Annotated in this window: 29 protein-coding genes and 1 pseudogene; 11 read left to right on the top strand and 19 right to left on the bottom strand. The window is 66.3% G+C overall.

From position 1 onward, the window contains the following. Nucleotides 1–71 precede the first annotated feature (71 nt). A complete protein-coding gene (locus tag FBY36_RS04245) occupies nucleotides 72–362 on the top strand; it encodes a hypothetical protein (RefSeq protein ID WP_142117484.1) in 291 nt (96 codons plus the stop codon). Nucleotides 363–373: 11 nt separating this feature from the next. Here the strand turns inward: FBY36_RS04245 and map are convergent, their stop codons facing one another. From map to arsB, 5 genes are all read right to left on the bottom strand, one after another. Beyond that, on the bottom strand, nucleotides 374–1,150 hold the full coding sequence (gene map / locus FBY36_RS04240) for a type I methionyl aminopeptidase (RefSeq protein WP_142117483.1): 777 nt from the start codon (nucleotides 1,148–1,150) through the stop codon (nucleotides 374–376). Nucleotides 1,151–1,283: 133 nt separating this feature from the next. After that, the gene (locus FBY36_RS04235) at nucleotides 1,284–1,580 is read right to left on the bottom strand and encodes a hypothetical protein (RefSeq protein WP_200830432.1); all 297 of its coding nucleotides are present in this window, start codon (nucleotides 1,578–1,580) and stop codon (nucleotides 1,284–1,286) included. Nucleotides 1,581–1,583: 3 nt separating this feature from the next. Further along, nucleotides 1,584–2,006, bottom strand: a complete 423-nt coding sequence (locus FBY36_RS04230; protein WP_142117482.1) for an arsenate-mycothiol transferase ArsC — start codon at nucleotides 2,004–2,006, stop codon at nucleotides 1,584–1,586. After that, nucleotides 2,003–3,388 carry an FAD-dependent oxidoreductase gene (locus tag FBY36_RS04225; protein WP_142117481.1) on the bottom strand — a complete coding sequence of 462 codons (1,386 nt, stop codon included), beginning with the start codon at nucleotides 3,386–3,388 and terminating at the stop codon, nucleotides 2,003–2,005. Before FBY36_RS04225 ends, FBY36_RS04230 begins: the two co-directional genes overlap by 4 nt. 13 nt (nucleotides 3,389–3,401) lie before the next feature. Then, the gene (gene arsB / locus FBY36_RS04220; RefSeq protein ID WP_142117480.1) at nucleotides 3,402–4,499 is read right to left on the bottom strand and encodes an ACR3 family arsenite efflux transporter; all 1,098 of its coding nucleotides are present in this window, start codon (nucleotides 4,497–4,499) and stop codon (nucleotides 3,402–3,404) included. Nucleotides 4,500–4,610: 111 nt separating this feature from the next. Between arsB and FBY36_RS04215 the strand changes: the two genes are divergently transcribed. Next, complete coding sequence (locus FBY36_RS04215) at nucleotides 4,611–4,961, top strand: ArsR/SmtB family transcription factor (RefSeq protein WP_142117479.1); 351 nt, start codon at nucleotides 4,611–4,613, stop codon at nucleotides 4,959–4,961. Between the two features lie 13 nt (nucleotides 4,962–4,974). Here the strand turns inward: FBY36_RS04215 and arsA are convergent, their stop codons facing one another. Then, entirely contained in the window at nucleotides 4,975–6,738 is a 1,764-nt protein-coding gene (arsA, locus tag FBY36_RS04210) for an arsenical pump-driving ATPase (RefSeq protein WP_142117478.1), read from the bottom strand. A gap of 100 nt (nucleotides 6,739–6,838) precedes the next feature. On the opposite strand from arsA, the gene FBY36_RS04205 reads away from it, so the two are divergent. Then, complete coding sequence (locus FBY36_RS04205) at nucleotides 6,839–7,372, top strand: DinB family protein (protein WP_160141872.1); 534 nt, start codon at nucleotides 6,839–6,841, stop codon at nucleotides 7,370–7,372. A gap of 160 nt (nucleotides 7,373–7,532) precedes the next feature. On the opposite strand, the gene FBY36_RS04200 is transcribed toward FBY36_RS04205, so the two are convergent. The 3 genes from FBY36_RS04200 to FBY36_RS04190 form a co-directional block, all read right to left on the bottom strand. Continuing rightward, a complete protein-coding gene (locus FBY36_RS04200) occupies nucleotides 7,533–7,967 on the bottom strand; it encodes a hypothetical protein (RefSeq protein WP_142117476.1) in 435 nt (144 codons plus the stop codon). Nucleotides 7,968–8,065: 98 nt separating this feature from the next. After that, entirely contained in the window at nucleotides 8,066–8,896 is an 831-nt protein-coding gene (locus FBY36_RS04195; protein ID WP_142117475.1) for an oxidoreductase, read from the bottom strand. A gap of 28 nt (nucleotides 8,897–8,924) precedes the next feature. After that, nucleotides 8,925–9,806 (bottom strand): aldo/keto reductase, encoded by an 882-nt coding sequence (locus tag FBY36_RS04190; RefSeq protein ID WP_142122472.1) that lies wholly within the window; start codon nucleotides 9,804–9,806, stop codon nucleotides 8,925–8,927. A gap of 106 nt (nucleotides 9,807–9,912) precedes the next feature. On the opposite strand from FBY36_RS04190, the pseudogene FBY36_RS04185 reads away from it, so the two are divergent. Then, nucleotides 9,913–10,348: pseudogene (locus FBY36_RS04185) on the top strand (MmyB family transcriptional regulator). Nucleotides 10,349–10,511: 163 nt separating this feature from the next. Here FBY36_RS04185 and FBY36_RS04180 read toward each other — a convergent pair. Together FBY36_RS04180 and FBY36_RS20780 are read right to left on the bottom strand one after the other, a co-directional pair. Beyond that, nucleotides 10,512–11,093 (bottom strand): hypothetical protein, encoded by a 582-nt coding sequence (locus FBY36_RS04180; RefSeq protein WP_142117474.1) that lies wholly within the window; start codon nucleotides 11,091–11,093, stop codon nucleotides 10,512–10,514. A gap of 205 nt (nucleotides 11,094–11,298) precedes the next feature. Next, a complete protein-coding gene (locus FBY36_RS20780; RefSeq protein ID WP_235008714.1) occupies nucleotides 11,299–11,814 on the bottom strand; it encodes a hypothetical protein in 516 nt (171 codons plus the stop codon). 464 nt (nucleotides 11,815–12,278) lie between these two features. Between FBY36_RS20780 and FBY36_RS04170 the strand changes: the two genes are divergently transcribed. After that, nucleotides 12,279–13,346, top strand: coding sequence for a tartrate dehydrogenase (locus tag FBY36_RS04170; RefSeq protein ID WP_142117473.1), 1,068 nt, complete (start codon nucleotides 12,279–12,281; stop codon nucleotides 13,344–13,346). Nucleotides 13,347–13,370: 24 nt separating this feature from the next. Here the strand turns inward: FBY36_RS04170 and FBY36_RS04165 are convergent, their stop codons facing one another. The 8 genes from FBY36_RS04165 to FBY36_RS04130 form a co-directional block, all read right to left on the bottom strand. Beyond that, a complete protein-coding gene (locus FBY36_RS04165) occupies nucleotides 13,371–13,838 on the bottom strand; it encodes a hypothetical protein (RefSeq protein WP_142117472.1) in 468 nt (155 codons plus the stop codon). Nucleotides 13,839–14,426: 588 nt separating this feature from the next. Beyond that, nucleotides 14,427–14,831, bottom strand: a complete 405-nt coding sequence (locus tag FBY36_RS04160) for a DUF7793 family protein (protein WP_142117471.1) — start codon at nucleotides 14,829–14,831, stop codon at nucleotides 14,427–14,429. A 111-nt stretch (nucleotides 14,832–14,942) separates the two neighbouring features. Then, nucleotides 14,943–16,154, bottom strand: coding sequence for an alcohol dehydrogenase catalytic domain-containing protein (locus FBY36_RS04155; RefSeq protein ID WP_142117470.1), 1,212 nt, complete (start codon nucleotides 16,152–16,154; stop codon nucleotides 14,943–14,945). A 205-nt stretch (nucleotides 16,155–16,359) separates the two neighbouring features. Then, nucleotides 16,360–16,734, bottom strand: coding sequence for a DUF7793 family protein (locus FBY36_RS04150; RefSeq protein ID WP_142122471.1), 375 nt, complete (start codon nucleotides 16,732–16,734; stop codon nucleotides 16,360–16,362). A 151-nt stretch (nucleotides 16,735–16,885) separates the two neighbouring features. Beyond that, nucleotides 16,886–17,725: a phosphatase PAP2 family protein gene (locus FBY36_RS04145; protein ID WP_235008713.1), complete on the bottom strand. Its 840-nt coding sequence runs from the start codon at nucleotides 17,723–17,725 to the stop codon at nucleotides 16,886–16,888. A 104-nt stretch (nucleotides 17,726–17,829) separates the two neighbouring features. Continuing rightward, nucleotides 17,830–18,222, bottom strand: a complete 393-nt coding sequence (locus tag FBY36_RS04140; protein WP_142117469.1) for a hypothetical protein — start codon at nucleotides 18,220–18,222, stop codon at nucleotides 17,830–17,832. Between the two features lie 132 nt (nucleotides 18,223–18,354). Then, a complete protein-coding gene (locus tag FBY36_RS20985; RefSeq protein ID WP_142117468.1) occupies nucleotides 18,355–18,762 on the bottom strand; it encodes an alpha/beta hydrolase in 408 nt (135 codons plus the stop codon). 67 nt (nucleotides 18,763–18,829) lie between these two features. Beyond that, the gene (locus tag FBY36_RS04130) at nucleotides 18,830–19,852 is read right to left on the bottom strand and encodes a hypothetical protein (RefSeq protein WP_142117467.1); all 1,023 of its coding nucleotides are present in this window, start codon (nucleotides 19,850–19,852) and stop codon (nucleotides 18,830–18,832) included. Nucleotides 19,853–20,374: 522 nt separating this feature from the next. On the opposite strand from FBY36_RS04130, the gene paaA reads away from it, so the two are divergent. From paaA to FBY36_RS04100, 6 genes are read left to right on the top strand one after another with little or no spacing between them, the layout of a single operon-like run. Beyond that, the gene (gene paaA / locus FBY36_RS04125) at nucleotides 20,375–21,379 is read left to right on the top strand and encodes a 1,2-phenylacetyl-CoA epoxidase subunit PaaA (protein WP_142117466.1); all 1,005 of its coding nucleotides are present in this window, start codon (nucleotides 20,375–20,377) and stop codon (nucleotides 21,377–21,379) included. Next, nucleotides 21,376–21,756, top strand: coding sequence for a 1,2-phenylacetyl-CoA epoxidase subunit PaaB (gene paaB, locus FBY36_RS04120; protein ID WP_142117465.1), 381 nt, complete (start codon nucleotides 21,376–21,378; stop codon nucleotides 21,754–21,756). The genes paaA and paaB overlap by 4 nt, the downstream gene beginning before the upstream one ends. After that, nucleotides 21,753–22,676, top strand: coding sequence for a 1,2-phenylacetyl-CoA epoxidase subunit PaaC (paaC, locus tag FBY36_RS04115; RefSeq protein ID WP_142117464.1), 924 nt, complete (start codon nucleotides 21,753–21,755; stop codon nucleotides 22,674–22,676). The genes paaB and paaC overlap by 4 nt, the downstream gene beginning before the upstream one ends. Nucleotides 22,677–22,681: 5 nt before the next feature. Beyond that, nucleotides 22,682–23,203, top strand: a complete 522-nt coding sequence (paaD, locus tag FBY36_RS04110) for a 1,2-phenylacetyl-CoA epoxidase subunit PaaD (RefSeq protein ID WP_142122469.1) — start codon at nucleotides 22,682–22,684, stop codon at nucleotides 23,201–23,203. A gap of 9 nt (nucleotides 23,204–23,212) precedes the next feature. Continuing rightward, nucleotides 23,213–24,439, top strand: a complete 1,227-nt coding sequence (gene paaE / locus FBY36_RS04105; protein ID WP_142117463.1) for a 1,2-phenylacetyl-CoA epoxidase subunit PaaE — start codon at nucleotides 23,213–23,215, stop codon at nucleotides 24,437–24,439. Nucleotides 24,440–24,474: 35 nt separating this feature from the next. After that, on the top strand, nucleotides 24,475–25,260 hold the full coding sequence (locus FBY36_RS04100) for an enoyl-CoA hydratase/isomerase family protein (RefSeq protein ID WP_142117462.1): 786 nt from the start codon (nucleotides 24,475–24,477) through the stop codon (nucleotides 25,258–25,260). Nucleotides 25,261–25,293 lie beyond the last annotated feature (33 nt).

Below are 25,293 nucleotides of genomic sequence, written 5' to 3'. Positions count from 1 at the left end.
CGACTCAAGCATCGGCGGCGGCCCGGCCCATCCGGACCGCCGCCACTGCTGCCTTAAACGTCTGGAAAACCGTGACACCAAACCCGGCAATCGCCCGCAAACACGCTGAATGGTTCATGCTGATCGACGCCCTGGTAGAAATCCGCCACAACGGCCAAGTGGTCAGGACCGGCTTCGTCGAAGACGCCATGCCGGACTCCTCGGCGCTCTGGATCGCCGCCGACAGCACGAACTCCCGGCAAATGTTCGAGGCCTCTCAAGCCCACGAAGTATGGGTTACACCACAACAGCTCGGTGGGGAGCTCAGCTATCGCATGACCGCCAACCAAATCTTCAGAACACCACGAACTATGCGCCGCTGACCTGGCCAACGCTACTTTTGCGTCGGCAGCGTCAGGATCTCGGCGCCGTCGGCCGTGATGGCGATGGTGTGCTCCGTGTGGGCCGTCCTGCAGCCAGTGAGGCTCCTAAGCGTCCACCCGTCGTCGTCCGTTACCAGCTCATCCGTGTCCGCCATGATCCATGGCTCGAGTGCCAGCAGCAGCCCGGGCCGCAGCTTGAAGCCGCGGCCGGGCCGGCCGGTGTTGGGCACGTGCGGGTCCTGGTGCATGGTGGAGCCGATGCCGTGGCCGCCGAACTGCGTGTTGACCGGGTACCCGGCGTCGATGAGGACGCGGCCGATGGCGTACGAGACGTCCCCGATCTTGGCGTTCGGCCCCGCGGCGGCGATCCCGGCGGCCAGGGCACGCTCAGTCGCCTCGATCATCGCCACGCTCTCGGCTGGCTGTGACTCGCCCACGATGAAGCTGATGGCGGCGTCCGCGGCAATGCCGTTCTTGACGACGGCGAGGTCCAGGGTCAGCAGGTCGCCGTCGGCCAAGGTGTAGTTGTGGGGCAGCCCGTGCAGCACGGCATCGTTGACGCCCGTGCAGATGTAGTGCCCGAAGGGGCCGCGGCCGAAGGAGGGCGCATAGTCCACGTAGCAGGATTCAGCCCCGGCCTCGGTGATCATCTCCTTGGTCCACTGGTCGATGTCCAGGAGGTTGGTGCCCACGGTGGCCCGGGTCTTCATGGCCTGCAGGATGTCAGCCACCAGGGCTCCGGTCTCCCGGGCGCGGTCCACTTCGGAGGGGGTGAGGATCTCGATCATGGGGCGCCCCTTCGTGTGCGGCCATTAACTATGCGCCCCATCCTATTGGCCCGGCAACGAACAGGAGCAAGAGCTGACGCGGGAAACTTTCAGCCGGTACGAGGCCAGTCCACCGCTGCTGCCGCCGCGGCCGTCACCGCCGCGGCAACCATGCCCACGCCATGGCCGTGTAGGTGCCAAACCAGGCTGCCACCGCCGTTGCCGTCACCGGGGCGATGCCGGCGGCGGTGGAGACCAGCAGGCCGGCGGAGAAGGCTCCCGTTACCAGGGCGGGGTCCCAGCCCGTGTCCTGGCTGATGGGGCCCACCGCGGCGATCAGCGCGTAGTAGAGGATGCCCCAGGCGGTGGTCTGCGTGATGCAGAGCGCGGCCAGGCCGCCTCGCGGTGCACCCTCCGCCGCGAGGGCCCGGGACGGCGCACGGGCCGGCATCTCTCAGCTCCCGGTGAGCTCCGCATACAGCTTCTGGACGCGGGCCCTGATGTCGTCCCGCACCAGCCGCATGCGCTCCATGCCCTCGATGCCGCGCTTGGAGGGCTCATCCGTATCCCAGACCTCAAACCGGGTGCCTTCGGGTGCCTGGACTTTCGCCTCCGTGCCCAGGACGATGACTGCGTCCACGCTGTTCAGCACGTCATGGGCAATGGGTTTGGGGTGTTCGCCGGTGATGTCGATGCCGAGTTCAGCCAGGGACTCCACCGATTGGGCGTTCAGCGACTTGCCCGGGCTGGTGCCTGCCGAGTGCACGGTAACCGTGCCGTTGGCCAGCTGGTTCATGAGTCCGGCGGCGAGTTGGGATTTGCCGCCGTTCTTGCTGCAGACGAACAGGACGCTGGGGGTCTTCAGCGCCGTGCTCATGCGTCACCGGAGCGGCCGTGGGCCAGGCCCGTGGGGAAGCCGATGAGCACCGGCTCGGGGGTGCCGCAGCAGCCACCGGAGGTCTCTGCCACGAAGGCTGCAGCTGCTGCCGCGGGGACGTCGCAGCTGGTGCCGATGTCAGAGGAGCAGACGCCGGTCTCCGGCAGCTCGAGCTGCACCGTGTCCGCTGCCTCGCGGTCCCCGGCCAGGGCGGCCGCGACGGAGCGGACCTGTTCGTAGCCGGTGGCCAGCAGGAAGGTGGGCGCCCGGCCGTAGGACTTCATCCCCACGATGTAGAAGTCCTGCTCAGGGTGGGACAGCATCGTCGCGCCGTGCGGTTCCACCGTGCCGCAGGAGTGGAATTCCGGGTCGATCAGGGGCCCGAGTTCGCGCGGGGCCTCCACGCCGGGGTCCACTTCCAGCCGGAGCTCCTGGAGGATCGTCAGGTCGGGACGGAAGCCGGTGGCCGGAACCACGACGTCGGCGCGGAGGGTCCGGCCGTCCGTGGCGGTCAGCGTGACGGCACCGCCGTTTGCCGCGACGGAGGCGATTCCGAAACCGGTGTGAAGTTCCACGGCGCCGGACTCGACGAGGGTGCGGAGCCGGCTCCCCAGCTGGCCCCGTGCGGCGAGCCCGTCAGCGTCGCCGCCGCCATAGACCTTTGCCGGCGACGCGCCGCGGATGGCCCACACGATCTTTGTTCCGGAGTCCCCGGCTGCCAGGTCGGCGAGGTTGAGCAAGGTGTTGGCGGCCGAGTGTCCCGCGCCAACCACGACGGCGGTGTGCCCGGCAAACGCTGCCCGCTCCCGGCCCAGCACGTCCGGGAGCGGGGAAGAGATGTGGGCCGCGGTGGCAGCTTCACCAACGGCCGGCAGTCCGGAGGTTCCGAGCGGATTGGGGGTGGACCATGTGCCGGAGGCGTCAATGACCGCGGCCGCCTGGTAGTCGCGGACGTCGCCGTCGGCGTGTTCAACGCGGACCAGGAAGGGCGTGCTGTTCCGGTTGCGGCTGTGCGTCTTGTCCATGCCCTGGCGGGTCACCGCAACCACGCGGGCGCCCGTCTGGAGCCGGGACGCGATGGCGGGCAGGGCGGCGAGCGGGGTGAGGTACTGGTCGATGAGGTCCCCGCCGGTGGGCAGCTCTGCAGGCCCGGGTGCTGTCCAGCCCGTTCCGGCCAGGAGGCGGACGGCGGCGGCGTCGGTGTTGTACTGCCACGGGGAGAACAGCCGGATGTGCCGCCACTGCTCGACCGCCGCGGACGGTCGCGGGCCGGCTTCAAAGATCAGCGGTTCCAGGCCGCGTTCCAGCAGGTGCGCCGCCGCGGCGAGGCCGATGGGGCCGGCGCCGATGACAGCTACGGGGAGGGTGTTGGTTACAGCCATGATGTCCTCTGTTTCATCCGTTGGCGTGGGTGGTGGTGAAAAAGCGTGCGCGGGCCCACAGTGCCGCGTACACCAGGGCAACGAGGGCGGGGACTTCGATCAAGGGTCCGACGACGCCGGCCAGGGCTTGCCCGGAGGTGACGCCGAAGGTGCCAATCGCCACAGCGATGGCGAGTTCGAAGTTGTTGCCGGCGGCCGTGAAGGCCAGTGTGGTGGTTTTCGCGTAGCCAAGGCCCAGCCATTTGCCGATCACCATGCCGGCCCCGAAAACCACTACGAAGTAGACCAGCAGCGGCAGCGCGATCCGGGCCACGTCCACTGGCCGGGACGTGATGGTGCCGCCCTGCAGCGCGAAGAGCAGGGTGATGGTGAAGAGCAGTCCGTAGAGCGCCCAGGGGCCGAGCTTCGGCAGGAAAGAGCCTTCGTACCATTCACGGCCCTTGGTCTTTTCCCCGACGGTGCGGGTCAGGAAGCCGGCCAGCAGCGGGATTCCCAGGAACACCAGCACGGAGGCGGTGATGGACCAGAAGGAGAAGTCCGCGCTGGTGGTGGGCAGGCCGAGCCAGGACGGCAGAAGCTGGAGGTAGAGCCAGCCCAGGGCGCCGAAGGCTAGGACCTGGAAGACGGAGTTGATGGCCACCAGTACGGCCGCGGCTTCCCGGTCGCCGCAGGCGAGATCATTCCAGATCATCACCATGGCGATGCAGCGGGCCAGCCCCACGATGATCAGGCCGGTGCGGTACTCGGGGAGGTCGGGAATGAAGATCCAGGCCAGTGCGAACATGAACGCCGGAGCCATGACCCAGTTCAGTACCAGCGACGTGATCATGAGGCTGCGGTCGCCGATCACCCGGTGCGTCTGGTCGTAGCGGACCTTCGCGAGCACCGGGTACATCATCACCAGCAGGCCGATGGCGATCGGCAGGGACACTTCGCCGATCTTGACGGCTTCGAGCGTGGTGTCCAGCCCCGGGATTACGTTGCCCAGCAGCAGTCCCAGCGCCATGGCAGCGATGATCCAGACCGGCAGGAAGCGGTCCAGAGTGGAGAGCTTGCCGACGACGGCGGCCTCACCATCAGGGCGGGCGGATGGGTCAGTCTGGGTGCTCACGGGGCTCCTGTGCTGCTGTTGTTGTGCGACCTGGATCAAACATTGATGTTCGTCGATATGAAGTATTGGCAGCTATATCGATGCTTGTCAATCCATGTGCATAATGGATTCATGACTTCCCTGCAAACGGTCGAGCCCGCCGTCGACAATGCCTGCTGCGCTCCCTCCGGCCAGGCTGCCCTCGATGCAGAGGAAGCCCAGCGCACGGCCCTTGTGTTCAAGGCGCTGGCCGATCCCAACAGGCTCCGCCTGCTCTCGATTGTCAAGGGCGCCGGAGACGGTGAAGCATGCGTCTGCGATCTGACCGAGCCGCTGGACCTGAGCCAGCCCACGGTGTCCCACCACCTGAAAATCCTGGTGGACGCAGGCCTGCTCCACCGCGAAAAGCGCGGCACCTGGGCCTATTACTCCCTGGTCCCCGGCGCGATCGAGCGGACCACCGGCCTCCTGGCCTCCCTGTAAACCCTGCGAATTGTCAGGCGGGCTGGGAACTGTAGGCGGTAAGGGCGGACAGTTTTTCTTCGCCAATGGGTTCGTCGGGAAGCAGTGGAATGAGGGCCACCCGGTCCGCCAGTTGGTACACCTGTGAAATCTGTTCAAGCTCACTGGCTGCGCGCGCCTGCAGGAACGGTGTCTGCGGATGCGCGGCGGCGATCGAGTTGTTGATGACCCACGCCCAGGGATGAATCCCGGCCCGTTCCAGGTCGTCCTGCAGCTCCTTGGCTTCGAGGACCGGTGTGGTCTCCGCCAGCGTCACCAGGACCACCTTGGTCTGTGCCGGATCCTGCAGCCGCATAAGGGGTGTCACGAACCCCATGCTGTTGCCTACCTGGCGGGCTATCTCGCGGTGGTAGGAACCCGTGGCGTCCAGGAGCAGCAGGGTGTGCCCGGTGGGTGCGGTGTCAATCACCACGAAGTGCCGGCGCGATTCATGGACCACTTTGGAGAACTGCCGGAAGACCGCCACCTCGTCGGTGCATGGTGACATCAGGTCCTCGGCCAGGGCAGCGCGCCCTTCATCGTCCAGGTTCCGGCCCTTGGTGTCCATGACATGGGCCCGGTACTCGCGGGTGGCCGTTTCCGGATCGATGCGTGAGACGGTGAGGCCGGGGACGGAGCCGTGAAGCGTCTCGGTCAGGTGCGCGGCCGGATCGGTTGTGGTGAGGTGGACGTCGTGCCCGCGCCTGGCCAGGGAAACGGCGACGGCGGCAGCAACAGTTGTTTTTCCCACGCCGCCTTTGCCCATGCACATCACCAGGCCGCGGCCATCGCGCTCCACCTCGTCCACCAGCGCGGCCAGCGGGGCATCTTCCGCGCCCGGAGCCGGTGCTGCAGGTGGCTGCGGTGTGGTGGCAGGGGCTGTGATGAACAGGGATTCGAGCGCGGGAATCCCCACCATGTTCCCCGGCTTCAGCTCCAGGACGTCACGTGGAAGGCCGGCCACGGTGCGGGGGATCGCGGCCAGGGCAGCGGCCTCCCGGGCGCGGAGTGCTTTCGCCAGGTCCTCATCGCCGGCCGCGTCCGGCAGCACCCCGTTGACCACGACGTACCCGTTGCCGATGCCTATCTGGTTGAGCTCCAGGTAGGTCCGCTCGATCTCGGTCAGTGACGACGCCTGGGCCCGGCTGACCAGCACCAGCCGCGTGCGGGCCGGGTCCGTGAGGGCCTGCACTGCTTTGGCGTAGACCTGCTTGTGCTTCTCGAGGCCGGAAAGGGGTCCCAAGCAGGAGGGATCGCCGGTGCCGGCCGCCAGGAAGTCCGTCCATGAACCCGGCAGCTGCAGCAGCCGGATGGTGTGGCCGGTCGGGGCGGTGTCGAAAACGATGTGGTCGTACTCGTCGTAGCTGCTGTCATCGGCAAGCAGGCTGGTGAACTCATCGAAGGAGGCGATCTCCGTGGTGCAGGAGCCGGAGAGGCTCTCCGCGATCCCGGCCAGCTCCGCATCCGGCAGGACGCCCCGGGCGGGGCCGAGGATCCGCTCCCGGTAGGCTTCGGCAGCCTGCTCGGGGTCGATTTCCAGGGCACGGAGCCCCGGCACGCCGCTGATCTGGGTGACAATGTTGCCGATGGTCTGGCCGAACACCTGACCCACGTTCGAGGCGGGGTCGGTGCTGACCAGGAGGATCTGCTTTCCTCCCCTGGCGAGGGTGAGCGCCGTTGCACACGCCACCGACGTTTTGCCGACGCCGCCCTTACCTGTGAAGAAGAGGAACCGGGGCGCGTCCTGGAGGAACTTCATGGGCCTCATGCTATCGATAGGCGTCGATGTATGACAGAGCCTCTTGGACTGCGAGCCTATGCTGTGGAGACGGGCTGATGCCGATGGACGGGAGGCTCCGATGGCGGTACCTGACAGTGATCCTGTAAAGGCGGACCTGCTGTGGATCGCGGAAGACTTCCGGAACATCGTGTCCAGCGCGTTGGACGACGAGCTGGACCTGCCCTCCAACGGGACGCGGTGGACCAACCGGCAGCTGCTCTTCCACATGGCCCTGGGACAGAACATCGCACTGGCGGGAATACCGCTCCTGGGACTGTTCTCCCGCCTGCCTCACTCGGCATCCCGGAATTGGAGCAAGCTCCTGGACGCCTGCGCGCGTCCCTACAACTGGGTGAACTGGGCTGGGAGTGCCGCCGGGGGCCGGGTTCTCAAGCCGCAGGCCATGACGGGAATGATGGACCGGACCACGCGGATCATCGTGGCCTGGTACAGCCACGCGGACAGCAAGGCGTTGGACCGCGGCATGACCATGCCCGTCCGCTGGGACCCGTACTTCCTGCCCTGGATGAGCCGCCGGGACATCCTGGAGTGGGCGCCCAAGCATTACCGCCACCACCGGGCACAGCTGAGCCTGACCACGCTGCGGTCCTGACGGCGTCGGGGTGTGCATTCCAGCCCAGTTACTCCTGGCTGCCCCAGCCTTCGGCCTGCGGCACGCCGATAGCAGCGGCGTCCGCGGTGGGTGACGGAAGAGTAACTGGGCGGGAACGCGCGACGGCGGCCGTTTCAGCCGAATGCCAAACGGGCCGGGCTCACGGGGCGGACGGGTCCCCGGAGTTGATGCCGATGGAGCGGCCCCGGGCAAAATGGGCGTTCGCAATGTCGTTGACTTCGCGAAGACTCTTCCCCGGGTACGCCAGCCGGATCCACTCGTAGTCCCACTCCTGCATGTCCCGTACACGGCCGGCCTGTTTTGCGGCGCGCATGTGGGCTGCAAGGTCATCCCCGCTGAGGACCTGGCGGGGCGGGGCCATGACGGGCTGCGGCTTGGGCGGGGGCACCCTGGCCGGGCGGGGCGGGGCCTTTGCTGTGTGCACGAGTGCCACGGTCAGGGCAACCACGCCGGCGGCAATCAGGAGGACCCACCAGTACTGAATGATGAGGGCAATGACGATGAGGGCGAAGAAGGGGGCACACCCGAGGGTGCCGCCGCCCTTGCTGCGTGAGCGACCCCGTTTTGCTGCCATGGTGCGGTATCCAACTTTGTCTCGACATGTTGACGGAACAAATTAACTCTCGCACCGGCTGCCCGCCCTGTCATGAGTATTTAGTACTCGATTGTGGGTCAGTCCGTGATGTCGGTGCCGGTGCTCAGCTCCTGCCACTGCTCCAGCTCCGCGCGCTGGGCCTCGGCCACCTTGGCAAACGCACCGAAAGCGTCCGTGCCCAGGACCAGCAGGCCCGGCGGGTTGGGGGATTCGACGACGGCGATGATCGCCCGGGCGGCCTTGTCCGGGTCCCCGGGCTGGTTGCCGTGGGCGGTGTCGTGTTCCTTCCGGCGCTTGCCGGCCGTGTCCGCGTAGTCGTCGATCGCCGTCGCGGACTGGGTGAGCGAGCGGCCCGCGAAGTCGGTCCGGAAGCCGCCGGGTTCGATGGCCGTGACGTTGATGCCCAGCGGCTTCAGTTCGTTGCGCAGGGATCCGGACATGCCCTCCAGCGCCGCTTTCGTGGCCGCGTAGTAGCCCGAGCCGGGCGGCGTGATCCGGGCGCCGATGGAGGAGATGTTCAGGATGCAGCCTGACTTGTTGGCACGCATGCCCGGCAAAACTGCCTTGACCATGTCCACCGCCCCGAAAAAGTTCGTGTCGAACAACCGCCGGATGTCGCCGTCGTCCGCTTCCTCCACGGCGGCGCGGTAGCCGTAGCCGGCGTTGTTGACCAGCACGTCGATGCTGCCGAACTTCTCCTCCGCCTGCTTCACTGCCGCGCTGATCTGCGCCTTGTCGGTGACGTCCAGGGGGAGCGTCAGCGCGGTGTCCGGGAAGCCGGCGGTGATGTCCTGCAGTGTTTCCACTTTCCGGGCGGTGACGACGGCGTTGTGCCCGGACGCGAGCACGGCTTCGGCAAGCGCCCGGCCAAGTCCGGTGGAGCAGCCGGTGATGAGCCACGTTGACATGGTGTTCCTTTCGTAAGGGGTGGAGGTTCTAGGCTTCGGGGATGACCATGGCGAACCGCTCGGGGCGGGCCACATCGGGGTCGGGGCCGCTGCGGAGGCCGGTGTCCAGGGCATCGATGGCTGCGAGCTCGGCCGCGGAAAGCTCGAAGCCGAACACGTCGAAATTCTCTTCAATGCGTGCCGGGTTGGTGGACTTGGGGATGGCGGAGCGGCCCTGCTGCAGGTGCCAGCGCAGCATCACCTGGGCGGGGGTCTTGCCGTGGGCCTGCGCGACAGCGGCAATCGCCGGGTCCCGCATGACGTTCTTCCGGTTCTCGCCCCATCCCGGGTAGAAGGTTATGCCGCCGATCGGGGACCACGCCTGGGTGAGGATGTGGTGGTCCTCATCGATCGTCTGGACAGCTGCCTGCTGGAAGTACGGGTGCAGCTCGATCTGGTTGACGGCGGGGACCACGGACGTTTCCGCCAGCAGCTGCTGCAGGTGGTGTGGCAGAAAGTTGCTGACGCCGATGGCCCGTACCCGCCCGTCCTTGAGCAGGGTTTCGAGGGCCTTGTACGCGGCGATGGTCTTCTCGAACCGGTCCGGGGCGGGCTGGTGCAGGATGAGCAGGTCCAGCTGCTCCACCCCCAGCTTGCCGGCGGCCTTGTCCCAGGCGTGCAGGGCTTCGTCGTAGCCGTAGTCGCTGACCCACACCTTCGTCTCGATAAACACGTCGGACCGGTCCAGGCCGGAGCGGCGGATGCCTTCGCCCACCTCGCGCTCGTTGCCGTACGCCGCGGCGGTGTCGATGTGCCGGTAGCCCACCTCCAGCGCTGTCTGGACGGCCGCCGTCGTCTCTTCCGGGGGGCTTTGGAAGACGCCCAGGCCGAGCGCGGGCATTGTGGTTCCGTTGTTGAGCGTGAGTTCCATAACCATGCCTCTCACGCTATTCGGCTGTTGAAGTTTGTGGGAGGGCTTGCCAGTCCCTCCTTCGCTGCAGGTCCGGCGCGTAGCGTGCAAGCGGAGTCCGCAGACGGTGCGCAGCGTGCAGCGGGTCATCGATGCGATCACCGCGGCGCCGGCCTGGGTCCGCAACGACCGCGGCGACGTTTTGGCCTCCAACGAGCTGGGCCGGGCACTGTACCTGGAGATGGTGGCCGACGGCGGCACCCCGCCCAACTGCGCACGCTTCACGTTCCTGAGCCCCAAGGCGCGGGAGTTCTTCGCCGACTGGGAGCGCGCGGCGGAGGAAGTACCACCGCGCCGGCCGCAAGAAGCTCCAACACTCCATCGTGGGGGACCTGGACCTGACCTACGAGGCGCTGGAGCTCCCCGCCGACCCCGGGCTCCGTATCAACATCTACACGGCCGAGCCGGGTACCCCGTCAGAGGACGCGCTGAAGGTCCTGGCCAGCTGGGCCGCCACGCAGGGCAGCATCACGGAGGCCGCGCCCAGGAGAAGACCACCTTAATCACGCCCGCGACAGGCAATTTCATTTGCGACCCGCATAATCCTGGGCGCTAACCAAATAACGGGCGCGGAAAGGACTATGCGCGTCACTGGCGGATTTGCGCGTCGATAATGTCAGAGCGCGTACGGCGGCCCGGGGATGCGCCGGTCCAGGCCGCTTTGGTTCAGGACTGCGCGTTGATGAACCCAATGATGATCGCCGTCCACCAACACAGCTGCGAGACAACCAGGCAGGACATTAGGTGGACGCGTTGGCCAAGGGACAAATCCCCGAGTGCAGTCTTTGCGGGCCGCCGCGCGAGCCGCCGCATGAGGGGGATCAGCATGATCCCGTTCAGGCTGAGCACAAGGACCGCCGCGAGCTTGACGTCTGTCATCGGATTTTCCAGGTGCGGGCTCAGGAACACACCCGTGGCAAGCATGCCGGCCAGGCCGCCCCAGATCAACGGTGTTGCTGCGCCGTCGAGTCGAATGATTTCACCCAGTGTGCGCCGGCCGATCAGCCACAGGAAACCGTGCCAATCAACCAGAATGATGGCGCCGAAAGCCACAACGAGGAAGAGGTCATGCACTACGAGATCGATGTCATGGACATAGCCGTCAACGTTGACGGCGGCGGATAGCAGCACTGACAACAGCCATGCCACCACGGCCCCGGCGGAAAGGGCAGCAACCAGGCGCCGGGTGGACCGCTCGGACGCACGATGCCGCCGGATGGTGCGTCTGCTGACGGGGATGTAACTCATGGCTGCCTCGGCGAGACCTGTATCCGATGGCCGTCCCAGCCTGGCCCGGGTTAGCACCAACATAGACCCGCTGGTGGCCGTGAACAAGGGTAGGGCGGATGCTGATGCGCTGCCAGGCACGTGCGGTTTTGACACAGTTGAATCATTTCGACTCGCACATTCCGTGCCGCCACCCGAATAACCAGTGCGCAGGGGAGCCAGCGCGTCACCGGCGGATTTGCGCGTCGAAAACGGCAGAACGCGTACGACGGCGGCCCACACCGGCTGCTGCCAGCTTGTCTTCCAGCCTCCCCGACTTCAGGTCGGCCCAGTCCCACCGCACCACGTTGATGCCCAGGGCACGGATCCGGTTCTCGCGCTGCTTTTCCGCCACAACAGCCTGGGACGCCGTCTGACCCTTGAGGAACTCGGGCTTGAGGTACTTCTCCTCGCCATCGAATTCGCCCACTACCCTCGACTCCTTCCAGTAGAAGTCGGTGTAGCCAACCACCCCGGCGGAGTCGGAAAACCGGTGTTGAAGGACCGGGGACTCGAAGCCGGCAACATGGATCAGTGCGCGGCTCCAGGATTCGCCTGCCGACGCGGATGCGGGATCGGCAAACGCAATAGCCGACCGGATCCTGCGGCCAGCAGCGGTGGAGTAGATCGACCCGATCCCGCCCTCCAGGTCGGTCTTGGTCAGGGCGGGCAGCCGGCCGGACCGGGTCTGGCCGGAGCACATGGTCCAGCGGCGCGATGGCCTCGGTAAAGGGAATGAACGCGGCCAGGTCAAGGACAGTGCGGATGCGATCGGTGACCAGGAGGCCCTCCAACGTGACCACCGCTAAGCCAGTCCGCGCCGCGAAGTGGCGGCTGACTCCTGCACGTGACCTCCCGCCGTCGTTCTTCCAAGTGAGTGCCTGGACCGGGTGATGAAGGCCGATGGTGGGGATTCCCCAGACGCTGGCCGCGGAGTGACGCGCGAAAATTGCGGGTTTCTCGAATGTTTCCGCGGCGGCCTGGATGCGGAGCCGGTACTGCTCCCATGGCTTCAATCCCCTCCACGTCGGTCCGTCAACATAGACGCCGTGCCGGATTCGGACCAGTGCGCCGGCCTTCACACGCTTGGCGAGCTCATTCGGCACCAGACGGATGTGTGGATAGACTCCATGCCGATCGCATCATCAACCTCCCGGAGCGCGCAGCATGAGCCAAACCCACAGCATCGCCGTCATCGCCGGTGACGGCATCGGCCAGGAAGTGGTCCCCGCCGCAATCGAGTGCCTGGACCGGGTGGCGGGGATCTACGGAATCAGCTTCGACTATGAGCACCTCGACTGGGGCTCGGACTACTATCTCCGGCACGGCCGCATGATGCCGGACAACGGCCTGGAACGGCTGGGCCGGCACGAGGCGATCTTCCTTGGCGCCGTGGGCAGCCCGGAGATCCCCGACGCGGAAACCCTGTGGGGTCTGCTCATTCCCATCCGCCGCGAGTTCCAGCAGTACATCAACCTCCGGCCGGTCAAAACGCTCGACGGCGTGGCCTCGCCGCTGGCGTCCCGCGAACCCATCGACCTCCTGATCGTGCGCGAGAACAATGAAGGCGAGTACTCCGAAATCGGCGGCAGGATGTTCCGCGGCCTGCCCCAGGAAGCAGCCGTACAGGAGACTGTGTTCACCAGGATGGGAATCACCAGGGCAGCGCATTTTGCCGCCAAATTGGCTGCATCCCGCCGCGGGCTCCTGACCTCCGCCACGAAGAGCAACGGCATCATCCACACCATGCCGTTCTGGGACGAGGTGGTGGCCCAGACCGCGGCCGAATACCCCGGTGTGCAGCTGTCCTCCGAATTGGTGGACGCGCTCGCGGCCCACCTGGTACTCAAGCCTTGGACCCTGGACGTGATCGTGGCCTCCAACCTGCTGGGGGACATCCTTTCGGACCTGGGCAGCGCCGTTACGGGCTCCATTGGGGTGGCTCCCAGTGCCAACCTGAATCCGGAGCGGCAGTTCCCTTCGCTGTTCGAGCCCGTCCACGGTTCCGCCCCGGACATCGCCGGCCAGGGCCTGGCGAATCCCTTGGGGCAGATCTGGTCCGGCGCCATGATGCTGGAGCACCTGGGCCACGCGGCCGCGGCCTCGCACCTGCAGCTGGCCTTCGAGGAGGCGCTGCGGGCCGGAGCGGGGACCCGGGACGTGGGCGGGACGTCCTCCACCAGGGAGTTCACCGACGCGGTCCTGCGGCAGATCGACATCCTGCCGCGCCAGTAGCTGCTGCCTCCGTAGGGCGCGCTCCTACATCCGGCCGGAGGCTAGGTCCGCGTCCACGTTCGGATCCGTGCTGCTGCTTTCCTGGGAAGTGAGTGACGGCGCCGGCTCTTTCTTGGACGCTTGCATGGAGCGCCACACTGCTGCCCCGCCTGCCAGGGCCGCAAGGGCGCCGGCCCACCACAACATCCTGCCCGCCCGCCGGGGGGCCTGGACCGCGACGGGGGCAGCCTTCGGCCCCACACGCCTCAACCGTTCCTGGACCCGGGGCGTGTAGGTTTCCACGCCGCCGGCGAGTTCGTCCGCCAGGCGGCGCAGGAGCGCCTGGAGGCGTGGGGAAGCGGTTTCGATGCCGGTATCCAGTCCTGCCACCGCTCTCTGCAGCGCCGCCTCCACCCCCGGCGTGGCCCATTCCCGGCCCTTGGCCAGTTGGTTAATGAGGTTCTCGGAAAGACGGTGGGCGTGTTCGGTCTCGGTGAGTTCTGCTGTGCGCATGGATGTCTCCTTTGAGGATGGGTCACCACAGCGTACGGCCTGCACAAACGTGGAGAAAGGGTCTTTTGGAACTAGGAAGTCAGCGGCTGCGCGGAAGCGGCCGCGGCTGCACCAGGGGGCCGTGTGGGAAGAGCTGGCGGCGGCTGGGGTAGGTGTTCGTGGTCTCAGACGAACACCTTCGCCGCCAGCTCTCGTTACGAGCCTACGGTCTGCACCTGCCCGCCGCCCCCGTATTGAGTACCCGTTTCTTGTAGCCGGGATACTCGCCCCTAACGTCAAAACCCCTACGCCGCCGCCGGCTCAACAACGGCCCGCGAAACCGGCCGCCTGAGTGCCTGCGCCGTGTGCATCCTGGTCCTCTGGATCACCATCTTCGCCTGCCAGCTGCGGCTGCGCCGCCACCAGGACACAGGTCTCCTGCCCGTGGTGGGATTCCGGATGCCGGGCGCCCCTGGACTTCGTGGATCGGGATTGCCGCCCTGGGCCTGGTGTTCCTGTCGATGGTCCTGCCGGGCACCAGCGACTCGTGGTGGCTGAGACTGACCGGAACCCTGGTACTGCTCGCCGGGATTACGGCCGGGTACGAAATTAACCGGCGCCGGTCTGGTCGTGCCCGTGTTCGTGATGGTGCTCCATCAGCCAGCTCATCGCCTCGTCCAATGATGTAAAGAACCGTGTGGGGTGCACCGGCGTGTGCCTCCCCGCGTAAAAATGTGCCAGGGTCTGGTCGACGGGAGAGGTGCCCACCAGTGCCGCGCGTGTCAGTGGCCAGGTTCCGGCAAAAGCTTTCTGGGCGCCTTGATCGATCCACGCCAGGCCCGTCATTTCCACCAGCAGCGGGAGGGTGCGGCCGGCGCTGAGGATCTTGGCACGCCTCATCAGCGCCCTGGCGTCGCTTTCCGTCACCACATCACCGTGCTCCCACTTCAGGTGCAGCACTGTGCCTGAGAGCTCGATGGTTCCGGTGACATCTTCATCTTCTTGGTCTTTCATCCCTTACTACTGTTCCCCAATGTCGGGGGACACACCAAGAAAGGCATCAGGGAATGCATCACCGGCGGCCCGCGCCAAAAGGCGCGGACCGCCGGTGATGCAGGGGAGAGGCTAAGCCGTGGTCAGGACGGTCTTGAGCCAGCCTTCCTCGCGTCGGTCGAAGTTCAGGTAGGCGTCCACCACGTCGCTGATCGGCTCGTGCTGTGTGATGAACGTGGTGGGGTCGAAGACGCCGGAGGCCACCAGGTCCACCAGGGGCGGCGTGACGGACCGGTGGTCGCAGTTGCCCATGCGGATGGTCAGGTTCTTGTTCATGGCCTGGCCGATGGGGTAGGTCGTCATGGTCGGGCTGTATACCCCGATGATGCCGATCCGCCCGTACTTCCGCACCGTCTCCACGCTCCATTGGGAAACCTGGGAGGGGGCGTTGCCCGGCACCCAGTTTTCGCCCTGGACGTTGGTTTCGGGGGCTACCTGGGCCACCTCCTGCGCGAACTGCTCCGCCTGCTCCTCGCCCTTCGCTGCCGCGGGGCCGGCCCATGGCCGCTGCGCATCCACGCCCACGGCGTCGATCACGGCGTCCACGCCGATCCCCAGCGTCGACTCCATCAGGGTCTCCACCGGGTCCTCGGCGTTGAAGTTGATGACGTCCGCGTTCTGGTCGAGGGCCTGGACCAGTCGGGTCTCAATGCCGTCGATCGCGAATACCCGGGACGCGCCCTGCCGGAATGCCGACGCGATGGCCAGCTGCCCCACGATGCCCGCCCCGTACACGGCCACCGTGTCGCCGCGCTGGATGCCGGCCAGCTGCGCGCCGAACCACGCGGTGGGGAAGATGTCCGAAAGCAGGATGGCCTGCTCGTCGCTGACGTTGTCGGGAATGGAGGTCAGGGTGTTCGAGGCCCAGGGAATCCGTGCGTACTCGGCCTGCAGTCCGTTTATAGGGCCGGTGGTTTCGGGGCCGCCGAAGAAGCAGGTCCCTGCCTGCGGCCCGTTCGGGTTGGCGGTGTCGCACTGGGCGGTGTGGCCCGCCCGGCACTGCCAGCACACGCCGCAGGACATGGTGGAGGACACGATCACGCGGTCACCCGGGGCGAACCGGCGCACGGCCTTGCCCACGGCGGTTACCTCGCCTACGGCTTCATGGCCCAGGATGGTTCCTTCCTTCATCCCGGACATGGTGCCGCGGATGAAGTGCAGGTCCGTGCCACAGATCGCGCTGCGGGTGATGCGGACAATCGCGTCATTCGGATCCAGGATTGCCGGATCGTCAACGCTGTCGAGGCGGATATCGCCTTCGCCGTGCCATACGAGTGCTTTCATGATGCGGACTCCTTTTGCGGCATCAGGCCGCCGGTTGGGTTCTGGTCAATCAGGCACTCCCTGTGCTGCGAGCACCCAGCTACGGAAATAGTAAGCCTACTGCCTATTTTCGGGCGCAGCCAGCCTCCCTGTCGCTGACCACAAGGCAAAATTCCCCAGTCCCTTAGAGCGCCGATCCTCCCACGCGTCCCGGCGTGAGGTCACATCATGCAGAAGGGCTTGTCATCAGCCATGCCATGGCTTCTGCCCTGGAGGTGAAAAAGCGCTTGGGGCGGGGCGTTTTGTTCATGGCTAAAACAAAGTTGGCAACGACTTTGTCTACTGGGGACGCGCCCAGGAGCGCCACTTGTGATGCCTGGCAGGTCCGGGCGAAGACAGCACGGGCTCCACGGCTGACAGCGGACGTGGTGGCCATGTCGACCAGCAGCGGACGCTCCGTTTGTGCGCATAGCTCGTTGACCATGCGCACAGCTGCTTCGGCATCACTCGATCGGATGACAGCGTGGCGCGCCCATGTCAGCTGAAGAATCTCTTGTTCGTCCAAAAACAGCTCAGCTTTGCCTGATCTAACAGGTGCCATCACTTGTACCCCCCAAAGGCTTCATCGGCTTCAAGCTAATGTAAACCGACTGGATAAAGATTGCCCTCATGTTGGCTGCTTTTTTCGTCCCCGTGCCCCTCGACTCCGAAGAGGACCGCGCTGAACGGAATCAGGAAGCTGCCCAGCAGGATCAGCGTGGGGATGAGGTTCCGGTTGGAAGCGTCCTGGCGCGGCTGGTCAGGTAGAGGCGGTGTGCTGTGATGACCAGCGCGAGCCAGGCGGCCCCGAGAACCCAGGCGGCCACGACGTCGGTCAGCCAGTGGTGGCCCAGGTACACCCGGCTCAGCCCGATCGTCACAGCGAAGGCGGCGGCCGCAGCAGCGGTGAGCGCCCGTGCACGTCGTGATTTTTCCCGGAGGATGAGGAGGTACGGGACGGTTCCGGCGATCACTACGGCGTTGAGGGAGTGGCCGCTGAGGAATGAGGCGGTGTAGTCGTAAGGGGGCGCGGCATCGGAAACGCTGGGCCGGGCCCTGCCGAAGAACTGCTTGCCTGCAATCGTCATTGCCAGGGAGCCGGCTCCCGCCGCGGCGATGAGGATCACCGGCGTCCAGGACCGCCTTCGGAGGGCAAGCGCCAGGAGCGTGGCCACGGCGAGGATCGGCATGCCGATGGTGCCGCCGATGTCCGTGTAGGCAGTCACGGCGATGTCCAGCGCAGGTGAGCGCACGGCTTTACCGGCGCTGAGGGCGGGCTGGTCCAGAACGGCAACCCCGTCGGCTTGGACCACCGACTCGTACACGGCGGCGAACAAGGTGGTGAGCAGGGCGGCAATGGCGAGCCCCAGGAGCAATGTCAGGACCAGGGCCCCGTGTGGGCCCAGCCACCGGCTCGTCCGGAGGAAGAGGTCGGTGAGGGAACGGCCGCTTTTGGAGTCCCACTGCGTCAGGTCCTGGCCGCCAACGAAACGGTCATCGTGCAGTTCCGCGCTGGGGCCCTCGGTGCCGCCTGTGCGTGATTCATCAGTCAAAGTGCCGGCCGCTCTCGTCGTTTCTCAAGCGCTCTGCTTTTCGTGGCTTCCACCAAGAAGCTCCGAAGGCTATTGGCCGGATGTGCGTGCTTTCGCGGGCTGTGTCAGTGCTCTGTTGGGGTGCCGGATCCGCGGCGCGGCTTTCGCGTGGGATCCACGGCGCCGCCCTTCCCGTAGTCACCTTCCGGGTACCGGCCGATTTCCGAGTCGGCAGTCCTGCCTTTGGTGGCTCCGGCCCCGCCATAGTCGGCTTTGATGTAGCGCCCGGCTCCCAGCGTCTTGTCGCCCAGGGGTTCGGGCAGGCCGCCTTCGTTGCCCGCCACGCCGTAGTTCCCTTCGATGTACTGGCCCTCCTCGTCGTCGCTATGGCGGCCATGCTGTGTTCCGCCCTTGCCAAAGTTGCCTTCGACGTAGCGCCCGCGCAGGTCGGGTTCCTCAGGGGTTTCCTCCGGACCGATGGCATCCGGGGTGTTTTCGGTATTGCCGTTGTTGTTCATGATCTTGCCTTTCCGAATGCCCCTGCGGCGGGTCATTGGACCGTTACCTAGGGACACTTTCGGCGTAGCACAAAGATAAGCAGGCTGTCAATTCGAAGCTGCCCTTGGGGGCGAATTCACGTTTTGGTGATGCTACCGGGACAGGATCAAATCAAGCAGAGCCGGCAGGCTAGTCACGCCGTCTTCGGTCATGAAGTGTCCTGCTCCCTGATGAACCTGCAGCCGGGCGTCCAGTCGTCTGGCAAGGTCATCGGATGCTTTCGGTGGCACCAAGGGATCTGAGTCCGAGCGGATAACTGTTCGGTCCCCAATACACTTGGCAACCCGTGTGCTGCAGCGGCGAAGCCGACGGCTTTGTCGTAAACGTCTGCGGTGAACACTCCGGGTTTGGACGCAATAAAGTTCAATGCGGCGCTGGCGCCACCGGTGATTTCCAGCGGGACGCCCAGGGAGCTGCGTACGCCTGCTTCTGCAGATCTCCGGTTCAGCTCCGGCCAGCGCGGATCCGAAGAGTTCCAGTTCACTTCTGCTGCATTGCACGTCTGCTTTGCAGCGGACCGCCTGCCCCGCGCACGCTGTATCGTCACCCTGCTCCCAGGGGTGGCCCTCAGTTGGCCACGGTGAAGGGAACGACGGTCACGCCGGAGTTGGTGGACCCCAGCTTGTCGTCCCGGCACGACGTCCGCAGGTGCAGCTTGTGGACGCCGTTGGCAAGGGTCTTCGTATCAATCGAGACGGGGGTGGCCCCCGAAGGGTCGGGTCCGTAAGGCCCCGCCGCGTCCCACAGGACGGTCCCGGGGTTGGCCGGAACGGCGTGGAAGTCCGGGTCGATGGAGACGAACGAATGGGTGGCCGGGCGTGAGCCGTCGCCGTGGGAGGCCAGGTCCGCCAGAGGAGACCAGATGCCCGACACCGGCCCGTCGGGAAGGGGAGCAGTCTGCAGTGAGGCCTCGCAGTACCCGGCGTGCGTGTACCAGCCCTTGCCCCGCAGGAACGCATCCCGTGAGACGTCGGATGGGGACTTGCCGTTTTGGATGATGACCTGCCAGTTGAAGTTGGTCCGCATCTCGTTGCCGTCAGGCTCCTGAACGAACCCGCGGAAACGGACCTCCTGCAGCCCCGAATGGTTGAAGGCGGAAATTGGCCGGGAGAACGTCAGCCAGCGCTCGCAGGTCCCGTTGCACGTGAAGTCGCCTTCGCCGGAGCCGGCCGGGCTGGGGCAGCTGAAGTCCGGTGCTGCGGCCCGCAGGTAACACTTCTGGACGACGAATTCGTTGTCGGAGGTTTTGAACACCATGGCCACGTAATCGGCCTTGCCCGGGTTGTCGTGGAGGATCACCCGGACATTTACGATGACGTTGCCCGAGCTGATGGTTTCGCGTTCCGGGATGCACGCCCCCATGTGGGCGTGGCCGGTGTTGGTGATCGCGTTGTTGGCCTGGTCGGTGTCCGGCATCCACCACGACTGGGTATCCACGAACTGCCGGGTCTCCGCGTACACGGTGCCGTCGGCTGGAGGTGCCCCCACGCACAGTCCGGCAGCCCGGGCGGTACCTGAGCCCAGTAGCGGCACGGCTGTGCAGGCCAGCGCAGCAGCAAATACGAGTGCGAGGAAACGTCTCATGACCATCCGCCGGTGTCTGTGGATTCGGGATGCTGCGCGCTGTGGCTGTCGCCGGCGTCGAGACGCCGAACCGTGAGATTTCGCTGTTTTGGGCCAATCAAAGCCCGGTCAGTATATGACGGCGATGAGCGGGTGGACCAGAGTACTCGGGCTGTATTACGACGGCGGCACGCACCCCAGGTGCAGGAGGTGGGCGGGGTTGGAGGAAAACGTGCAGGAGGTGGGCGGGCGTTGGAGGAAAACGTGCAGGAGCTGAGCGGGCGTTGGAGGAAAACGTGCAGAACCTGAGCAGGCGTTGCAGGAAGGGGCGCCAGAGGTGAGCGGGCGTTGGACGGGCCGGATCGCGTAACCGGCTAGGCGCCGCATAACCGGTGTGGGCCGGGGCCGGTTATGGAGCGCAAGGCCGGTGTGCGACGGAAGCGCAAGGGGGAGGACACGCTTGACGGGGTCCGCCGCTCCCGCATATCCTGAACGAACGGTCGGTAAATAATTCGGCACGTCCCAGACGGTCTTTGCATAGGAGCAACCATGGCAGCGCAGAACCTGCAGTCAGTGCCCGCTGAGCTAACCCCGGAAGAAGAAGCCGCAGGCCAGGCCCACTTCGACCGCATCATCGCCGAGGACTCGCGCATCGAGCCCCGCGACTGGATGCCCGCGGCCTACCGCAAGACCCTCCTGCGCCAGGTCTCCCAGCACGCGCACTCCGAGATCATCGGCATGCAGCCGGAAGCCAACTGGATTTCCCGCGCCCCCAGCCTGAAGCGCAAGGCCATCCTCATGGCCAAGGTCCAGGACGAAGCCGGCCACGGGCTCTACCTCTACAGCGCCGCCGAAACCCTGGGCCAAAGCCGGGACAAGATGATGGACGACCTCATCGCCGGCAAGGCCCGCTACTCCAGCATCTTCAACTACCCGGCCCTGACCTGGGCGGACATGGGCGCCATCGGCTGGCTGGTGGACGGCGCAGCCATCTGCAACCAGGTCCCGCTGTGCCGCGCTTCCTACGGCCCCTACGGCCGCGCCATGGTGCGCATCTGCAAGGAAGAGTCCTTCCACCAGCGCCAGGGCTTCGAGATCCTCCTCGAGCTCTCCAACGGCACCCCGGAGCAGAAGCAGATGGCCCAGGACGCCGTGAACCGCTGGTACGCCCCGGCCCTGATGATGTTCGGCCCGCCGGACGACGATTCGCCCAACTCCAAGCAGTCCATGGCCTGGAACATTAAGCGGTTCAGCAATGACGAGCTCCGCAGCCGCTTCGTGGGCATGATGGTGGAGCAGGTCCGGGTCTTGGGCCTCACCCTCCCGGATGACCAGGTCCGCTTCAACGAGGACACCAAAAAGTGGGAGCACGGCCCCCTGGACTGGCACGAGTTCCAGGAAGTCCTGGCCGGCCGCGGTCCCTGCAACGCCCAGCGCCTTGAGCGACGGAGGGAAGCGCACGACGACGGCGCCTGGGTCCGCGAGGCAGCGGCGGCTTACGCAGCAAAACAGCAGGCAAAAGAGTCAATGACGACGAAGGAATACGCAGCATGAGCCCGCACGGCAACCCGGACGCCCCCGCAAGCGCCGCCACCGAAATCAACCGCGAAGCCCCCAAGGCATCCCCTGCACCCGAGGAGCACCACGACCGGAGCGCGTGGGGCCTCTGGGAGGTCTTCGTCCGCTCCAGCCGCGGCCTGAGCCACGTCCACGCCGGATCCCTGCACGCCCCGGACGCCGCCATGGCCCTGCGGAACGCACGCGACCTCTACACCCGCCGCAACGAGGGCGTCTCCATCTGGGTGGTCCCGGCGGACGCCATCGCCGCCAGCGACCCCGACTCCAAGGGCTCCTTCTTCGAGTCCCCGCAGGGCAAGGACTACCGGCACGCCACGTACTACACCAAGAGCGAAGGGGTGAAGCACCTGTGAGCACCCCCGAAACAACAGAAGCAACCACCGGCCACGGCGACATCTCCACCGGTGTGGCAGGCGGCGATTCCAACGCCAGCGCAACAAGAATCACCCCCGGCAACGCCCTCCGCCCGGAGGACATCGCTCTGGAGGTCCGCACCGGCCTGGTAAAGCCAACAGAGGACATCGCCGAGTACGCCCTCCGCCTGGGCGACGACGCCCTGATCCTCGCGCAGCGCCTGGGCCACTGGATCTCCCGCGCCCCCGAGCTGGAGGAGGATATCGCCCTGGGCAACATCGCCCTGGACCAGCTGGGCCACGCCCGCAGCTTCCTCACCTACGCCGGAGCAGGCATGCTCACCGAAGACGGCACGGCCAAGAGCGAGGATGACCTGGCCTACTTCCGCCGCGAGCACGAGTTCCGCAGCGTGCAGCTGTTCGAGCAGCCCAACGGCGACTTCGCGGCCACCATCGCCCGCCAGTTCGTGGTGAGCTACTACCAGTACCTGCTCTACCGCCGCCTCACCGAATCCACGGACGCCACCATCGCAGCCATCGCCGCCAAGGCCGTGAAGGAAGTGGACTACCACCGGGACCACACAGCCCAGTGGGTCCTGCGCCTGGCCGGCGGCACCGACGAATCGCGCCAGCGGATGATCCACGGCCTGCGGACCATGTGGCCGTACGTCGGCGAACTGTTTCGGGACGATGACCTGACGCAGCGCCTCGCTGGGGCGGGTGCCGCCGTCGCGCCCTCCTCCCTGAAGGAAGGCTTTGACCGCCTGACCGGTGAAATCCTCACGGAAGCCGAACTGGAGGTCCCGGACGTTCCCGCAGCCCCGGGCGGCGGCCGCTACGGCAAGCACTCGGAGCACCTGGGCTACATCCTCGCCGAAATGCAGGTGCTGGCCCGCGAGCATCCCGGAGCCAGCTGGTGACCGAAATGTACATCTCGGACTTCGAAACCCGTGCCCGCACCCCGCAGCAGGACGCGTGGGACATCGCGGCCACGGTCTGCGACCCGGAGATTCCGGTGCTCAGCATCGCGGACCTCGGCATCCTGCGCAACGTGGAAGTACAGGACGGAAAAGTCACCGTCACCATCACGCCCACGTACTCGGGCTGCCCGGCCATGGACGCCATCCGCGACGACCTCTACACCGCCTTCAAGAAGGAAGGCTACGACGACGTCCAGGTGGACCTGGTCCTGGCACCGGCCTGGACCACGGACTGGATGACCGAGGCCGGAAAGCAGAAACTGCAGGAATACGGCATCGCCCCGCCCACCGGCAACTCCAAAGCCGGCGGCCACTCCGGCCCCATCCGGCTAAGCCTGGCCGTGAAGTGCCCGCAGTGCAACAGCCTCAACACCAAGGAACTCACCCGCTTCGGTTCCACGTCCTGCAAGGCGCTGTATGTGTGCCAGGACTGCAAGGAACCGTTCGACTACTTCAAAGTCCTGTAAGGAACCGCCATGCCTGTTGTCCGCCAGACCGCCGCCGAAGAGGCTGAGGTGACCGGCCGCCGTCGTCCGTCCTTCCACACCCTCGAGGTCAAGGAGGTGCGCCGGCTCACCGACGACGCCATCGAGGTCGGCTTCCATGTGCCGGCCGAGCTCGCCGGCAAGTTCGACTACCTGCCCGGCCAGTACGTGGCCCTGCGCACCACGCTCCCGGATGAGACCGGCGAGCCCAAGGAAATCCGCCGCAGCTACTCCATCTGCGCCGAGCCGCGCAGCTTCCCGGACGGCACCAGCGAGATCCGCGTGGCCATCAAGAAGGACCTGGGCGGGCTGTTCTCCACATGGGCCAACGCCGAGCTGAAGGCCGGGGACACCCTGGAGGTGATGAGCCCCATGGGCGCGTTCGTATCCAAGCACGGCCGGGACGGCGTGGCGGTGGACCAGAACGTCATGAACTCCATGAACCACCCGGAGGACCTGGCGGGGGAGGCCGGGAACTTTGTGGCCATCGCCGCCGGCTCCGGCATCACGCCGGTGATCGCCATCGCCCGGACGCTGCTGGCCGCCAACCCGGAGACCCGGTTCGACCTGATCTACGCCAACAAGGCCGCCATGGACGTGATGTTCCTGGAGGAGCTGGCGGACCTGAAGGACAAGTACCCGCAGCGGCTGGCCATCCACCACGTGCTCTCCCGCGAGCAGCGGATCGCACCGCTGCTGAGCGGCCGGATTGATTCGGAGAAGCTGCAGCAGCTGCTGGGCACCGCCCTGCACGCAGACGATGTGGACGAATGGTTCCTGTGCGGGCCGTTCGAGCTGGTGCAGCTGTGCCGGGACACCCTGGCCGAGCGCGGGGTGAAGCCGGAGAACGTCCGGTTCGAGCTGTTCACCTCCGGCAAGCCGGACCGCCCGGAGGGCAACGCCGGCCGTCCGGTGGTGGTGGACGAGTCCAAGGAGACGTACAAGATCACGTTCAAGCTGGACGGCCTGCAGGGCGAGGTGGCCAGCCCCACCCACGCCCGCGAGTCCATCCTGAACGCGGCGCTGCGGGTGCGCCCGGACGTGCCGTTCGCGTGCGCCGGGGGAGTCTGCGGCACCTGCCGGGCCAAGGTGGTCACCGGCAGCGTGACCATGGACGAGAACTACGCGCTGGAGCAGGATGAGCTGGACAGGGGCTACGTCCTCACCTGCCAGAGCCACCCCACCAGCAAAGAAGTCACGGTCGACTTCGACGTCTAAGCCTTACCCCTTGCCCGTCTGAACATAGGAGTTCCATGATTTCCCTTTCCATCAGCAACGGTGTTGCAGAAGTCGTTCTGGACGCGCCGCAGAAGCTGAACTCGCTGGATGAGCAGGCGCTGCGGGATTTAACCCACGCGTACGACGACGCTGCTGCCGCCGCCTCACGCGGTGAGGTGCGGGCGCTGCTGCTGAGGGGAGAGGGCCGTGCCTTCTGCGCGGGCCGGGACATTGCGGGGGTCACGCCGGAGAGTGACGACGCTGCCGCGTATCTGGGCGGGCTGGTGGAGCCGCTGCTGAAGAAGATGGCCGCTTTCCCGGCGCCGACGTTCGCTGCGGCGCAGGGGGCGTGCCTGGGCGTGGGGCTGGGGCTGCTGCTGGCCACGGACGTGGTGTACGTGGCGGAGAACGCCAAGTTCGGCTCGCCGTTCGCCAAGCTGGGGGCCACTCTGGACTCGGGCGGGCACTGGTACTTCACGGAGCGGCTGGGCATGCACCGGACACTGGACCTCATCTACACGGCCGACCTGATCTCGGGGGCCGAAGCGGTGGCGCAGGGGATGTTCAGCCGCGCCATGCCCGCTGGTGAGCTGCTGGAGTCCACCCGGGCGATCGTTTCGCGCGTGGCGGCCGGAGCTACCGAGGCGTTCGTTGCCTCGAAGGAGTTGGTGGCGCGCATCCGCGACCAGCGCCTGGGCCTGTGGCAGGCCATGCAGGAGGAAAATGAGGAGCAGGCGCGGCTCTGCAAGACCGAGGACTACGCCGAGGGGTTCCGGGCGTTCCAGGAGAAGCGCGAGCCGAAGTTCACAGGCGGTCGCTGATTCGAGATTTAGATCAAGACCCTTGCAGAATTC

This window comes from Arthrobacter sp. SLBN-122 (genome assembly GCF_006715165.1).
In the GTDB taxonomy this organism is placed as follows: domain Bacteria; phylum Actinomycetota; class Actinomycetes; order Actinomycetales; family Micrococcaceae; genus Arthrobacter.
The sequence above is the reverse complement of the archived record's forward strand: the minus strand, read 5'-3'. Positions and strand labels throughout refer to the sequence as shown.